16 protein-coding genes are annotated in these 13,028 nt (G+C 47.2%); 12 read left to right on the top strand and 4 right to left on the bottom strand.

The annotated features are described in order from the left end of the window. The first annotated feature begins 220 nt into the window (after window positions 1-220). Window positions 221-784: an alkyl hydroperoxide reductase subunit C gene (gene ahpC / locus MCJ35_RS14390; RefSeq protein WP_025486624.1), complete on the top strand. Its 564-nt coding sequence runs from the start codon at window positions 221-223 to the stop codon at window positions 782-784. Window positions 785-880: 96 nt separating this feature from the next. Here ahpC and MCJ35_RS14385 read toward each other — a convergent pair whose 3' ends face one another. Further along, entirely contained in the window at window positions 881-1,111 is a 231-nt protein-coding gene (locus tag MCJ35_RS14385; RefSeq protein WP_008717650.1) for a hypothetical protein, read from the bottom strand. A 325-nt stretch (window positions 1,112-1,436) separates the two neighbouring features. Here MCJ35_RS14385 and MCJ35_RS14380 point away from each other — a divergent pair, with 325 nt between their 5' ends. The 3 genes from MCJ35_RS14380 (at window position 1,437) to MCJ35_RS14370 (ending at window position 4,160) form a co-directional block, all read left to right on the top strand. Next, window positions 1,437-2,021, top strand: a complete 585-nt coding sequence (locus tag MCJ35_RS14380) for a hypothetical protein (protein ID WP_240299546.1) — start codon at window positions 1,437-1,439, stop codon at window positions 2,019-2,021. A 62-nt stretch (window positions 2,022-2,083) separates the two neighbouring features. After that, a complete protein-coding gene (locus tag MCJ35_RS14375; protein ID WP_025486626.1) occupies window positions 2,084-2,956 on the top strand; it encodes a methionyl aminopeptidase in 873 nt (290 codons plus the stop codon). A gap of 184 nt (window positions 2,957-3,140) precedes the next feature. Further along, window positions 3,141-4,160, top strand: coding sequence for an SDR family oxidoreductase (locus MCJ35_RS14370; RefSeq protein ID WP_025486627.1), 1,020 nt, complete (start codon window positions 3,141-3,143; stop codon window positions 4,158-4,160). 72 nt (window positions 4,161-4,232) lie between these two features. Here MCJ35_RS14370 and MCJ35_RS14365 read toward each other — a convergent pair whose 3' ends face one another. Further along, window positions 4,233-4,466: a PF20097 family protein gene (locus tag MCJ35_RS14365; RefSeq protein WP_025486628.1), complete on the bottom strand. Its 234-nt coding sequence runs from the start codon at window positions 4,464-4,466 to the stop codon at window positions 4,233-4,235. 261 nt (window positions 4,467-4,727) lie between these two features. Here MCJ35_RS14365 and MCJ35_RS14360 point away from each other — a divergent pair, with 261 nt between their 5' ends. Both MCJ35_RS14360 and MCJ35_RS14355 read left to right on the top strand, forming a co-directional pair. After that, complete coding sequence (locus MCJ35_RS14360) at window positions 4,728-5,441, top strand: metallophosphoesterase (protein ID WP_025486629.1); 714 nt, start codon at window positions 4,728-4,730, stop codon at window positions 5,439-5,441. 19 nt (window positions 5,442-5,460) lie between these two features. Continuing rightward, a complete protein-coding gene (locus tag MCJ35_RS14355; RefSeq protein ID WP_025486630.1) occupies window positions 5,461-6,027 on the top strand; it encodes a DUF3795 domain-containing protein in 567 nt (188 codons plus the stop codon). Between the two features lie 107 nt (window positions 6,028-6,134). Here the strand turns inward: MCJ35_RS14355 and MCJ35_RS14350 are convergent, their stop codons facing one another. Further along, a complete protein-coding gene (locus tag MCJ35_RS14350) occupies window positions 6,135-6,530 on the bottom strand; it encodes a pyridoxamine 5'-phosphate oxidase family protein (RefSeq protein ID WP_008717643.1) in 396 nt (131 codons plus the stop codon). A 123-nt stretch (window positions 6,531-6,653) separates the two neighbouring features. Between MCJ35_RS14350 and MCJ35_RS14345 the strand changes: the two genes are divergently transcribed. Both MCJ35_RS14345 and MCJ35_RS14340 read left to right on the top strand, forming a co-directional pair. Continuing rightward, window positions 6,654-7,016 (top strand): winged helix-turn-helix transcriptional regulator, encoded by a 363-nt coding sequence (locus tag MCJ35_RS14345; protein ID WP_008717641.1) that lies wholly within the window; start codon window positions 6,654-6,656, stop codon window positions 7,014-7,016. A gap of 221 nt (window positions 7,017-7,237) precedes the next feature. Next, the gene (locus MCJ35_RS14340) at window positions 7,238-7,762 is read left to right on the top strand and encodes a flavodoxin domain-containing protein (protein WP_025486631.1); all 525 of its coding nucleotides are present in this window, start codon (window positions 7,238-7,240) and stop codon (window positions 7,760-7,762) included. A gap of 195 nt (window positions 7,763-7,957) precedes the next feature. On the opposite strand, the gene MCJ35_RS14335 is transcribed toward MCJ35_RS14340, so the two are convergent. After that, complete coding sequence (locus MCJ35_RS14335) at window positions 7,958-8,653, bottom strand: GntR family transcriptional regulator (RefSeq protein ID WP_025486632.1); 696 nt, start codon at window positions 8,651-8,653, stop codon at window positions 7,958-7,960. Between the two features lie 361 nt (window positions 8,654-9,014). Between MCJ35_RS14335 and MCJ35_RS14330 the strand changes: the two genes are divergently transcribed. From MCJ35_RS14330 to MCJ35_RS14315, 4 genes are read left to right on the top strand one after another with little or no spacing between them, the layout of a single operon-like run. Continuing rightward, the gene (locus MCJ35_RS14330) at window positions 9,015-10,106 is read left to right on the top strand and encodes a mandelate racemase/muconate lactonizing enzyme family protein (protein WP_025486633.1); all 1,092 of its coding nucleotides are present in this window, start codon (window positions 9,015-9,017) and stop codon (window positions 10,104-10,106) included. 21 nt (window positions 10,107-10,127) lie between these two features. Next, window positions 10,128-11,225: a TRAP transporter substrate-binding protein gene (locus MCJ35_RS14325; RefSeq protein WP_025486634.1), complete on the top strand. Its 1,098-nt coding sequence runs from the start codon at window positions 10,128-10,130 to the stop codon at window positions 11,223-11,225. 8 nt (window positions 11,226-11,233) lie between these two features. Further along, window positions 11,234-11,719, top strand: coding sequence for a TRAP transporter small permease (locus tag MCJ35_RS14320; RefSeq protein WP_008717631.1), 486 nt, complete (start codon window positions 11,234-11,236; stop codon window positions 11,717-11,719). Continuing rightward, entirely contained in the window at window positions 11,713-12,984 is a 1,272-nt protein-coding gene (locus MCJ35_RS14315; RefSeq protein WP_008717628.1) for a TRAP transporter large permease, read from the top strand. The genes MCJ35_RS14320 and MCJ35_RS14315 overlap by 7 nt, the downstream gene beginning before the upstream one ends. Window positions 12,985-13,028: the final 44 nt, after the last annotated feature.

The following is a 13,028-nucleotide window of genomic DNA, read 5'->3' as shown; positions in this document are numbered from 1 at the left end:
GGATGCAATCCGGTCATGATGACAGGATTGGTTTTTCAGCCGTAAGGGGGGACATGATTTCCTTGCGGCTGAATTTATTATATCAAATATAAAAATAAGAATGATTATCAATATTATTTATTGACAAAATCGGGAGAGACTGATAAAATAAAAGCAAATTAGCTGTAATTAATGTATATATATGAAATAAAAACCACAACAGACAAAGGAGGACAGGCTTATGTCATTAATTGGTAAGGAAATAAGCGATTTTGCAGTACAGGCATTTACAGGCAACGGGTTTAAGGAGATAAAGAAATCGGATATACTAGGAAAGTGGTGCGTATTCTTTTTCTATCCGGCGGATTTCACCTTTGTGTGCCCAACGGAGTTGGAGGACCTGGCTGATAAGTATGAGGAGTTTAAGGGGATTGGCTGCGAGATTTACAGTGTTTCCTGTGACAGCCATTTTGTCCACAAAGCATGGCGTGACGCATCCAAGACCATACAGAAGATACAGTATCCCATGCTGGCAGATCCCACAGGCAGTCTTGCCAGGGATTTTGACGTGATGATTGAAGCTGACGGCACGGCCGAAAGAGGAAGCTTTATCGTGAACCCGGAAGGAAGGATTGTGGCCTACGAAGTAATTGCAGGCAATGTGGGAAGGAATGCGGACGAGCTGTTCCGCCGCGTCCAGGCATCCCAGTTCGTGGCAGAACACGGCGACCAGGTCTGCCCGGCTAAGTGGAGGCCGGGGGCAGATACCCTGAAACCAAGCCTGGATCTGGTAGGCTTGATTTAATACGGAACAGGATTAATGGGTGTGATGATAATCGGCGGCGGCCTGACAGGAATGTCGGCCGCCATCTACATGGTAAGGGCCGGGTGCCTGTTCCCTTTATACAAAACGCGCAAATGACAGCTCACAGCCATCTGCCTTTTTGCTGAAAAGGTTAACGGCCCTGCTCATGATTTCGGAATAATCATGTCCCTTTGCCTCAATCTCCAGATAATCCATCCCTGAACTGAAAGCGGCCTGTTTGATGTCAGAAAAACCATTGATTTCCATGAGGATTTCCATTGCCTGGTTTTCTGCAATTTTTTTTGATAAATGATAACTGCGTCCCATTGGATCCTACCTTTCTGAACTATGAATCAGTAACTTCTAATAGTATGATTCTCCCAAAATGGAAATTTTAAACAATTCATATGAGAAGTTTTTTCATAATGTATATAAATACAGCTTATATTTAAAGGCAGGAAGCCCGGTCAGCCAGAGCGGGAAGAAGCGGTAATAAGATAGACATGGGTGGCAAGGCATGGTAGAATACGTGTGTGGGAAAGAGAGGAAAAAACGAATGGTAAATGTAGCGTATTCGCAGGAATACAGGACATACCGCCAAGAGCAGGAGCGGGTTTTCTGTGCGGATTATCTGCGTCATAGTAAGACCACAATGATTTTCCCGCATTATTATCTGAAAAAATTCTCCTATAGCGGTAAGGTGGGCGGGTATACGCTCCATGCTACGGAGAATGAACTGATTGATGAGACAGGAAAGGTGCTTTACACCTGGAAAAATCTGAATGATGACTGCGAATTTTGTGAATTGATAGAGCATGGCAATGGCCACGAATATCTGGTTTTCCGCTCGGATTTATATGGATACAGCGTTTTGGACTTAGATACATTACAGGATTTTCACTATATTCCCTCCGGTTCGTTTCCAAAAGGTGAGACTTTTATCTGGACGGATGTGTCTTACAATAAGAAAACGAATCTGATTGCTGTTTCAGGCTGTTATTGGGCGTGTCCGTTTGGGACGTTACTTATGGATTTTTCGCATCCAATGAAAGAGCCTGGTATCTGGGCGGATGTGCAGGAACACCTGGAAAATGGCTATGACCGGTACGACGACGTAGACTTTATGGAGTGGCGCAATACGGATTTGGTTTTATGTGCATTTAATAATCAAACAGAAAATAGGGAGACTATTCTTATTACGGAACATGAATACATCAAATGGCTATCAGAAAAGTGAGGTACGCCATACCGTGCCGGTGATAAGTGTAGAAGGAAAGCAGGAAAGGAAGCGTCACAGCTATGTTTAAATTAGGGAGAAATGATTTGTGCTGGTGCCAAAGCGGCAGGAAGTATAAGAAGTGCCACAGTAGCTTTGACAGCAGGCTGGAGGAATATGCCCGCAGGGGAGCGGTGATACCGTCCCACCGTATCATCAAGAATGCGGAACAGATTGAAGGCATCAGGGAGAGCTGCAAGGTGAATATCGCTGTCCTGGATTACATCAGTGAGAGGATAAAGGAAGGAATCAGCACGGAAGAGATTGACCGCTGGGTCTATGAGCAGACAACGCGGCTCCATGGAATACCGGCCCCATTGAATTACGAGGGATTTCCCAAAAGCGTGTGCACCTCTGTCAATGACCAGGTATGCCACGGCATCCCTTCGCCGGATGTAATCCTTCAGGAGGGCGATATCATCAATGTGGATGTGTCCACCATCTACAATGGGTATTTCTCGGATTCTTCCAGGATGTTCTGTATTGGCCAGGTTTCGGAGGAAAAGAAACGCCTTGTGGAAGTGACGAGGCAGAGCCTTGACATCGGCCTTCAGCAGGTAAGGCCATGGGGGTTCCTGGGGGATATGGGCCAGGCCATCCATGACTTTGCTAAGCAGAACGGATATACGGTTGTGAAGGAAATAGGCGGACACGGGGTGGGGCTGGAATTTCATGAGGACCCATGGGTCAGCTATGTGTCAAGACAGGGCACGGAAATGCTCATGGTCCCAGGCATGATATTTACCATAGAGCCCATGATTAACATGGGCTCAGATGAAATCTTCACGGATGAGGAAGATGGCTGGACCGTCTACACGGCTGACGGGAAACCCTCTGCCCAGTGGGAAATCCAGGTTCTGGTCACGGAAGACGGATATGAGATAATGTCATATTAAGGTTTCCTGCGGTTCAGGAACCGGGCCCATATGGGGACTGAATATTCAGATGAAGGTCAGTGGTCTGAAGGAATCGGTGAAGGAATCGGATTACGGGAATGGTTGTTGATTGATATAAGGTGTGGTACAATCAAACCATTGGACAAAGGACATTTTACATTAATAAGGCAAGGGAGGAATTGGCATGAAAGCATTATTCATTGGCGGGACAGGTACAATCAGCGCATCCGTGACAGAGCTGGCCTTGAAACGTGGATGGGACATCACCCTGTTAAACAGAGGCAGCAGGCCGGTGCCGGACGGGATGGATTCCATTGTTGCGGATATACACGACGAGGAGGCGGTGGGAAAGGCCATTGCGGGAACAACATATGACGTGGTGGCGCAGTTTGTCGGCTATACGGCAGAGGACGCCCTGAGGGATATCCGGCTTTTTACAGGCGCGGCAAGACAGTATATCTATATCAGCAGCGCCTCTGCCTATCAGAAACCCGTGTCAGATTACAAGATTACGGAAAGCACGCCGCTGGCCAATCCGTACTGGGAGTATTCACGGCAGAAGATAGACGCTGAGAATGCGCTTATGGACGCATACCGCAGGGATGGCTTTCCGGTCACCATTGTGAGGCCAAGCCATACCCACTGCGGGAAAAAACCGCCTGTCACGCCTCACGGCGCAAAAGGAAACTGGCAGGTATTAAAGCGCATCCTGGATGGTAAGCCGGTCATCATCCCCGGGGACGGCACTTCCCTGTGGACTGTGACCCATGCGTCGGACTTTGCCAAAGGCTATGTGGGGCTGATGGGCAATCCGCATGCCATTGGACATTCCTTCCATATCACAACCGACGAAAGCATGACATGGAACCAGATTTATGAAACCATAGCAGATGCCATGGGAATGCCTTTAAAGGCCGTCCATGTGACAACGGATTTCCTGGTACGGCATGGGAGGCAGTATGACCTGGAAGGAGAACTTCAGGGCGATAAATCCTGCAGCGTGGTATTTGACAATTCCAAGATAAAGCGGGCGGTACCAGATTTTGTGTGTACGGTCTCCATGGCCGAGGGAATCCGGCAGGCTGCCAGATATATGGTGGAACATCCCGAAACACAGGTGGAGGACCCTGAGTTTGACCAGTGGTGCGACCGGGTCATAGAGGCGCAGCTGGCGGCTGACCGGGCCTTTGAGGAGAGGGGATAGACAGGGCTATTGGCCCTGGTATCAGGCTGGCAATGCATCAGACAGGGGCTTTGCCGTGGGACTATGAATGGTTTACACGGTATAAGCCTCTGTTTTGGCGTAATCGATGATAATTTTACCGCATACCTTACAGCAGTACGCATCTGATATTGTGGCTGCGCCTCCAAAGATTTTTTTGGCCAGCTGGATACCCTCTCCTTTTTTAACATTTGCCGATTCATGCTTTTCTTCCCGCCAGGCAATCAAGCGCGCATCTGAAGTAATATATCCCTTTTTCATTTCCTGATTACAATATGGACATTTCATGGTCTCACCTCCATAGGACAGATATAATCTTATTATAGCAGATGAGGAAAAAAATGTATCCCTTGATTTGCAGGGGCTTTTGCGAAGGCGGTATTCACGATTGTGGACCCGTATCTGTGAATCCGCATTTGTGGATCCGCATTTGTGGATCCGGTAATACATGCGTTGTATTTTACCGTAATCCATCTTATAATGATACTAAATGGTGTTATCTGTAAATGATGGAATGCCTGAATAATAGATGGAAAATTGGAGTGATATATGGGATTATATGCAATAGGGGACCTTCACCTGTCTTTATCCACGGATAAACCCATGGATGTCTTTGGAAAAGAATGGAAGGACCATGTGGAGAAGATTGAAAAGAATTGGAAAAAGCAGATCCATCAAGAGGACACGGTCGTTATTACGGGTGACCATTCCTGGGGGCGGAATCTGAATGAGAGCAGGGCGGACCTGGGATTCATTGCCTCCCTTCCGGGCAGGAAAATCCTTTTGCGCGGAAACCATGACATGTTCTGGGACGCTAAAAAGACCCGTCTGCTAAATGAACTGTATAAAGGAAAGCTGTCTTTCCTGCAGAACAACTATTATACCTATGAGGATTGTTCCAAGGTGGTCCATGCCCTTGTTGGAACCAAGGGGTATTGCTATGAGGGAAAGGACACCCCGGAACATTTTCAGAAAATCGTGAAACGTGAACAGGAACGGCTGCGCATATCCTTTGAGTCGGCTGCGGCGGATGGATATGAACATTTCATCATGTTCCTGCATTATCCGCCCACCAGCATAGGGGAGATGGAGAGCTGCTTTACGCGGATGGCAGAGGAATATGGGGCGGAGATGGTGATTTATTCCCACTGCCACGGGGAGGCCCGGTATCAGGACAGCTTCCTGGGCGAGGTGGATGGGATTGAGTACAGGCTGGTTTCAGCGGATTACCTGAAATTCAGGCCGGAGAAAATCATGGGATGACGAAGGGAGGGGGACAGCTATGAAGGAACATTACAGGGATTACCCTGAATACGCGGCCTGCGGCCTGAACTGCGGCCTTTGCCCGCGGTATCACACGGAGGGCAGATCCAGATGTCCGGGATGCGGCGGGCAGGGATTTTACCTCAAGCATCCATCCTGCGCCATTATCAACTGCGGCCAACGCCACGGCGGGGTGGAATATTGTGTGCTGTGTGAGGAATTTCCCTGCAGGCGGTATGTGGATGAGCATCCGGAGGACTCATTTATTACATACAGGAATGTGACAAGGGATTTTGAAAAGGTAAGAATGAGCGGGATAAATGCATATCGGGCTGAATTGGATGAGAAGATTGGCCTGCTGCGGTGGCTGCTGGAATATTGTAACGACGGAAGACGCAAGAATTTTTATTGTCTGGCAGTCAACCTGCTGGAGCTTGAAGACGTGAAGGCTGTGGTCGGGCGCATCCGGGAACAGACGGTTGTGGAAGAGGGGAATGTGAAGGAACGGGCTGCCCGGGCCGTGCAGATGTTTGAGGAGATGGCCGGGGAACGGGGGATTGAGCTGCGGCTGAAGAATAAGAAATAGTTGTTTTTCCAGCTGGTTGCGGCGTCCCTATCAGCTGAAAAGCGCATGGTTGAACAACGCCGGACGAGGCTAAAATGCTCTGTCCGGCGTTGCTGTTTATGATTTAATCACAGTTCAATTACCTTTGGATCAGAGGTAAATGAATAGATGGAAGCAGTACCATGTTCATAATAAAATACGGTCATTAGATTATCGTCGACAGTGTACATGCTACTTAAAGCAGCCTCGTTGTCATGCATCATGGACACTCTTGCTTCCCGGCGCGTGTCCTCTTTCACTTCACCCTCAACACGGATCCATGTACCCTTGTGCATTCCACAGATTTCAACTTTCCCGTTTTTCTTCATCTGCTGGTATACCTTTTTCTGATTGTTTGTAACAAAATAGAGTTTGCCCTCAAATTCACAGACCGCACCGAAGGGACGTACATGAGCCTGTCCATCCTCACTTGTAGCGAGATAAAAAGTGCCGCATGATTTCAAATACTCCAAAACTTCATTCATGATAAAAACTCCTTTCAGATTGTGGGTTGCGTTTCTTTCTGTTTGCAAGTATAATTATATAGCGCAGGAGTGATAATGCAAGTACGATATTTAATGATACCAGTATCAGAAAGGAACGTATACATGGCAAAAAAGGAATTGTTCGGGCTATGCCCTTATGTAACCGCGCAAAAGGTACTTACAGGAAAATGGTCTATGTATATCCTATATCTATTAACTGACGGGCCAATACGTTTTAATGAGTTGCAAAGACGTATGCCGGAAGAAATGACACATACCACTTTATCAAGGCAATTAAAAACGCTTGAAGACGAAGGGTTGATTGTTCGCATTGAATATCAACAGATTCCTCCTAAAGTTGAGTATCAGCTAAGTGAAATCGGTGAAAAATTCAGAAAAGTCCTATCCGTTCTTGAAGTGTGGGGAAATGAGTATATAGCATACCTAGATGACGTTAAGAGAACGTTAAGAGAAGCCGGCACATGATATTAGCGAAATAGACGCACAATTTTTTCAAACCTGCAGCCTGCTTAAATGTCCCTCAAATGAAAGGCTGTTTCAGTAGGGCGCTCCCCTGTGGTGGGAAGAAAGTCCTTCACCATGGACCATATTTCAAAGTCCGGTCCCCACATTGTTGTTGAAGGGAATCAGTAGTGGTTTGATATTGATTTTCAGTAATGAAAATTGAAAGTTGCAGAGGAAAACAGATGAAGAAACTGATTATTTACGGTAGCGGATATGGAACGACAAGGACTTATGCATCCAGGTTTTCAGAGATGACAGGTATTCCTGTCATGAATTATGAGGATATGCAGTCATTGTCAGACTACGGCCTTATCATACATTTTGGCGGTTTATTTGCTGGCGGAGTGAAAGGTTTGAGAAAGACGGTTAAGGCAATGAACGATGATACAGCATTAATTATCGTAACAGTCGGATTGGCGGATGTAAATGATAAAGAAAATACGGACAATATAAAAAAGTCTATCAGTAAACAAGTACCTGAGAAAATTCTTAAGAACACGCAGGTATTTCATCTGCGAGGTGGGATTGATTATGGCAAACTGAACTTTAAGCATAAAACCATGATGACGTTGCTATACAGGAAAGCCAAGAGCCTGCCTGAAGAAAAGAAAACTGCTGAAATAACAGCAATGATTGAGACATTCGGTAAGAAAGTCAATTTCATTAATTTTGAATCCCTGTCACCAATTATGGATGCTGTTCAATGAATTCCGCTTGGTATGGCTTTTCGGATTGCCTTTGGCAGATAGGGCGGGGAACGATGAAATGGGGGTCCGGAGTGATGATATTATGAGAATAAAACACTACGCTATCGTTATTTTTAAAAGCGGCAGGCAGGGCAAAGTGGTACACACTTTGCCTGCCACTTTTGTGCTTCTGCAGGGCGGCTTCCGGGGGTTCCTTTACGGGTTCATATTCTTAAGTTCACTCATGATTTTCATCCATTGGTTATTATTAAGTATCTGGGTATAGTTTTCAAGGCTGCCCTGCAGATGTTCCTGGATGGCCCTGGCAGTGCTGTCTAAATCCTGGTTTAAAATACCCTGGATGATCCGTTCGTGTTCATCCCGTGTTCCTGCGTATCTGGAAGGAGTAAGAAGGGTCAGCCAGCGCAGTCTCTGGCTCTGCAGGCTGATGCGTCTGGATATGTCTTCCATACGTGAGTTGCCGGAATATTCTATCAGCTTCTCATGGAACGCCGTGTCATCGGAAAAGTTTTTGTCGAAGTTCCCATTTGAAATGTCATTACACAGATTCTGATGGATATCCATCAGTTCCAGCTTCTGGGCTTCCGTTAATCCTCCGTTGGACAGGATTATCTTAACACTCATGATTTCGATTGCTTCCCGTATCTGGAATATTTCCACAATATCAGTAAGGGTGATGGATCTTACCACCACCTTGGTGGCTGTCCGCTCCAGTAACCCTATATCAATTAACTGCTGCATTGCTTCCCTGACCGGGGTGCGGCTGATATTCAGCTCATTGGATAATTCCAGGTCGGATACGATTTCGCCTGAGGATAACTCATAATCATTAATTTTCTGGACAATCTTTTTTAATGCCGTGTCGGAGGCATTTCCTTTTAGCCTGGGCATATAAGCTATCTCCTTTTCAATGGATAAATCTATTTTAACTCAGTAAAAGAAAATTGTATACATAAAAATAAAACATACTAATGAATTGGACGAGTTTTATGTATACATAAAAGAGCAAAATATAAAAATAATTTGGCGTCTAGTGTTAAAAAATGGACTGAATATAGCAGGACAGAATGCTTTGTATTGGGTTTTTCAAAATAGTATACAAAAATACTTGATTAATTTGATATTATAGTATACAATAATATAAAAATATAGGAAAAATAAAATACATAAATATTTTTCCGGATTTGATGGCCTTTGCAGCGGCGGAAATATATTTTTAAACGCTCCTCAAGGCTGGGAAAGGAGAAGTCAGGTGTACGGCAAAATCATATCAATTGATACAAGGTATTTCAGACTGCCGCTGGAAGGTAATCTGGTGGATGCAATCCACGGAAAGCATAGCTTTTTCGAAGTCATCACGGTTGAAGTGATGCTGGAAAGCGGAGTAAAGGGGGTGGGATATACATATACGGGCGGTATTGGCGGGGCGGCCATTGCGGTTATGATAGAGAAGGACTTAACGCCCCTGTTGATTGGAAAAGAAATGCAGTGCCCGGAAACCATGAACCAGATGATGGCGCGGGGAATCCACTATGTTGCCAGGGGAGGGATTGCCTCCTTTGCCATTTCCGCGTTGGATATTGCATTCTGGGATGCAATGCTGAAACAGAAAGGGATGGGTCTGTCAGGGTATTTAGGTAATCCATCATCGAAAGTGCCTGTCTACTATGGCGGTATTGACTTAATGCTGACGGAGAAGGAGCTGCTAAGCCAGATTGAAGGCCAGATGGGACAGGGACACAATGCATTTAAGATTAAACTGGGCAGACAGGATGGGGATGAGGATATTGCCAGGGTGCGGGCGGTGCGCCGCCTCATAGGGGATAAGGCTGTTTTCATGGTGGATGCCAATATGGCCTGGGATGAAGTGACTGCCATTGAGATGGCAAAGCGTCTGGAGGAGTTCCGCATCACGTGGCTGGAGGAACCCACGGATCCGGATGATTATGAGGCTTATGCAAGGATTGGGCAGGCCACATCCATACCCATTGCCATGGGGGAAAACCTGCACACCATTTATGAGCATGAGATGGCGCTGCGGATTGGACACATCAAATGTCCCATACCCGATGCCTCGAATGCAGGAGGGATTACCGGATTTGTAAAGGTGGCCGGGCTGGCCGGACAATATCACTTAAAGGTCCACTCACACGGTATGCAGGAGCTGCACGTCAACATACTGGCAGGCCTAGAAAACAGAGGATATATTGAGTTCCACAGCTTCCCAATCTGGCAGTATACGAAGCGGCCGCTGATTATCAGGGAAGGATACCTGGAACCGTCGGATCTGCCTGGAACCGGAGTGGAATTTGATTGGGAGAAATTGGAAAAAATGAATCAATAAATATGAAAGGAGAAGGGGTTTATGTCAAAGCAGTTAAATGTATGGAGGAAGAAACATATGAGGCGTCTTGCGGCAGGAATCATGGCCTGCGCATGCAGTATTTCACTGATGGGGTGCGGCTCGGCAGGCAGTGGGGCAGGGAGCGCAGGGAAAGATTCCGGCAGCGCCGTGGCTGACGGGGCCGGAACCAGCGGGGCTGCTGCGGAAGCAGGAAACGATTATCACGCCGAACTGAAGCTGGCCCATATCATGCCCATCGACCATCCGAACGGAATGGGGGCGGAGGAGTTTGCAAGGCTTGTAAAGGAAAAAACAGATGGTCATGTGACCGTGAGTGTGTTTCCTGCTTCCCAGCTTGGGAATGAAAAGGAGATATTCGACGCAGTGGAAATCGGCTCCATTGACTTTGCAATCATTGGATTTGGGGAACCGGCGAAAAAGTATCAGGACATAGGAATCCTGGACGCTCCGTATATTGCGGATGACAGGGAACATCTGGTACGGATTTTAAACAGCGATGCGGTGTATTCCATGTTTGATGAAATGGAAGAACACATGGGAGCCAGGGGAATCGGGGCATTTTACTATGGAGCCAGGTATCTGACAACAAAAGACAAGCCGGTGTCCGGCCCGGAAGACATGAAGGGGCTTAACATACGGGTGCCGGACCAGAAGCTTTATATTGACACCCTGACTGCAATGGGGGCAGTGGCAACTCCCATGGCTTTCAGCGAAGTCTTCCTTTCCCTGCAGCAGGGGGTCATTGACGGGCAGGAGAATCCACTGGCCACAATTGCTGCCAATAAATTCGACCAGGTCCAGCATTACCTTATTAAGACAGAGCATATTATGGGGGCCAATGCCCTTTACGCCAGCACAAAGACACTGGAATCCATGCCTGAGACTTACAGGACGGCGGTAACCGAGGCTGCCAGGGAAGCGTCGGCATGGATTGATGATAAGGCATTTGAGGCTGAGGATACATATATCCGGCAGCTGGAGGACAACGGTATGGAAATCATTGACGATGTGGACAAAGAAGCATTCAGGGAAATGACGGCGTTCATATATGATGATTTTGACCAGGAACTTGTTGATAAGATACGCGCCGTTGAATGAGGTAGGTTATGAAAAGGTTGATTAGTGGCTTACATAAACTGGAAGAATATTCTTTGATATTGTGCCTTGCCGTGATGGGAATCGTTCTGTTTGTCCAGATTATCATGCGCACCTTTTTTTCGGCTCCTCTCAAATGGGCTGAGGAGCTGGCAAGGTATCTCCAGATATGGATTACATTCCTTGGTATTGGATACGGGATCCGCAGAGGTTCCCATATCGGGATGACGCTCCTTAAGGACAGGCTGCCACCGGTCCTTAAGGCGCTCTGCGGACTCATTGTGGATGTGGCGGGATTCCTGGCATTCATAGTGCTGTTTCGGACCTCCCTGCAGTTTCTTGCCCACCAGAATGTTGTTTCAACTGCAATGGAGCTGCCCATGCAGCTGGTCTACCTGGTCATACCAGTGGGGGCTGTGATTTACATGGCATACGATATGGGCATGATTGTCAGTGATATCAGGAAAATACTGCAAAGGAGGAAAGACGGATGCTGATTTTATTTGGACTTTTTTTCCTGCTGCTGTTAATGGGAGCGTCCATTGCCATGAGCATGTTCATCAGCTCGGTGGCATATATGGTGGTCTATGGACTGCCGTTGGAACTGATTGCCCAAAGGCTTGCTGCGGGGGTGGATTCCTTTCCCTTATTGGCCGTTGCCTTTTTTGTCCTGGCGGGAAATATCATGAACCAGGGAGGAATCACAAAGCGTATATTCTCCTTTGCAGACCATCTGGTAGGGCATTTTACAGGCGGGCTGGCACATTCCAATGTGTTGGCCAGCGTGATTTTTGCAGGGATGAGCGGCAGTGCAATCGCGGACACAGGGGGACTGGGGGCAATCGAGCTGCAGGCCATGAAGGACGGAGGCTATGATGATGATTTTTCCCTGGCAGTAACAGGGGCATCCTCCCTGATCGGACCTGTCATCCCCCCAAGCGTTCCGCTGGTTATTTTCGGCGTTACTGCTTCCGTATCGGTAGGGGACCTGTTTACGGCAGGAATCCTTCCGGGAATCCTGCTGGCTATTGCAATGATGGCTGTTAACTATTGCATCTGTAAGAACAAGGGCTATGAAAAGCGGAAACGGGCGACATTAAAAGAAATATGGAAATGCCTGAAATGGTCTTTTTGGGCGCTGCTTCTTCCTGTAATCATCAGGGGAGGGATCATTGCCGGGATTTTCACGCCGACGGAAGCAGCGGTCATAGCCGTTGTATATGGGATACTTCTGGGATTTTTATATAAGAGCATCACGCTGAAGGAGCTGCCGTCCGTAATCCGGCAGACATTGGATGTGACGGTTGGGGTGCTGTTCATCATTGCATCGGCCACACTGTTTTCATGGATCCTTACATTTTCACAGATACCCCAGACCGTGGCGGTATATTTAATGAATCTGACGGATAACCCGATGATGGCCCTTGTCATTGTCAGCGTCATACTGCTGTTCATCGGCCTGTTCATGGATATTACCCCGGCAATTGTCATCATGACGCCGGTACTGCTTCCGTTCATCACGGCGCTTGGGATTGACCCGGTCATGTTCGGCATCATAATGGTACTGAACCTCCTGATCGGCCTGGTAACGCCTCCGGTGGGGATGGTGCTGTTTGTGCTGTCCGGCGTGTCCGGCGTATCCATTGAAAAGATATCAAAAGCAATCATCCCGTATATCGTTGTGTCCGCCGGGGTTATCCTGCTGATTATTGTGTATACATATCTGATGGCGGTGAATCCCGGGCTGCCTGTGCCTTATTAATGTAGATGTGCCCAGGCTTCACGGCCATCATTAAGAGGATTATG

Origin of the sequence: Enterocloster sp. OA13, assembly GCF_022440595.1 — a bacterium.
GTDB classification, from domain to species: Bacteria; Bacillota; Clostridia; order Lachnospirales; family Lachnospiraceae; genus Enterocloster; species Enterocloster hominis.
This window is presented reverse-complemented; position numbering and strand designations above follow the sequence as displayed.

What these genes read in the sequence shown, in the direction of transcription:
- ahpC (WP_025486624.1), top strand. Translation starts at nt 221, where the DNA reads ATGTCATTAATTGGTAAGGAAATAAGCGATTTTGCAGTACAGGCATTT.
- MCJ35_RS14385 (WP_008717650.1), bottom strand. Translation starts at nt 1,111, where the DNA reads ATGGGACGCAGTTATCATTTATCAAAAAAAATTGCAGAAAACCAGGCA.
- MCJ35_RS14380 (WP_240299546.1), top strand. Translation starts at nt 1,437, where the DNA reads ATGATTTTCCCGCATTATTATCTGAAAAAATTCTCCTATAGCGGTAAG.
- MCJ35_RS14375 (WP_025486626.1), top strand. Translation starts at nt 2,084, where the DNA reads ATGTTTAAATTAGGGAGAAATGATTTGTGCTGGTGCCAAAGCGGCAGG.
- MCJ35_RS14370 (WP_025486627.1), top strand. Translation starts at nt 3,141, where the DNA reads ATGAAAGCATTATTCATTGGCGGGACAGGTACAATCAGCGCATCCGTG.
- MCJ35_RS14365 (WP_025486628.1), bottom strand. Translation starts at nt 4,466, where the DNA reads ATGAAATGTCCATATTGTAATCAGGAAATGAAAAAGGGATATATTACT.
- MCJ35_RS14360 (WP_025486629.1), top strand. Translation starts at nt 4,728, where the DNA reads ATGGGATTATATGCAATAGGGGACCTTCACCTGTCTTTATCCACGGAT.
- MCJ35_RS14355 (WP_025486630.1), top strand. Translation starts at nt 5,461, where the DNA reads ATGAAGGAACATTACAGGGATTACCCTGAATACGCGGCCTGCGGCCTG.
- MCJ35_RS14350 (WP_008717643.1), bottom strand. Translation starts at nt 6,530, where the DNA reads ATGAATGAAGTTTTGGAGTATTTGAAATCATGCGGCACTTTTTATCTC.
- MCJ35_RS14345 (WP_008717641.1), top strand. Translation starts at nt 6,654, where the DNA reads ATGGCAAAAAAGGAATTGTTCGGGCTATGCCCTTATGTAACCGCGCAA.
- MCJ35_RS14340 (WP_025486631.1), top strand. Translation starts at nt 7,238, where the DNA reads ATGAAGAAACTGATTATTTACGGTAGCGGATATGGAACGACAAGGACT.
- MCJ35_RS14335 (WP_025486632.1), bottom strand. Translation starts at nt 8,653, where the DNA reads ATGCCCAGGCTAAAAGGAAATGCCTCCGACACGGCATTAAAAAAGATT.
- MCJ35_RS14325 (WP_025486634.1), top strand. Translation starts at nt 10,128, where the DNA reads ATGTCAAAGCAGTTAAATGTATGGAGGAAGAAACATATGAGGCGTCTT.
- MCJ35_RS14320 (WP_008717631.1), top strand. Translation starts at nt 11,234, where the DNA reads ATGAAAAGGTTGATTAGTGGCTTACATAAACTGGAAGAATATTCTTTG.
- MCJ35_RS14315 (WP_008717628.1), top strand. Translation starts at nt 11,713, where the DNA reads ATGCTGATTTTATTTGGACTTTTTTTCCTGCTGCTGTTAATGGGAGCG.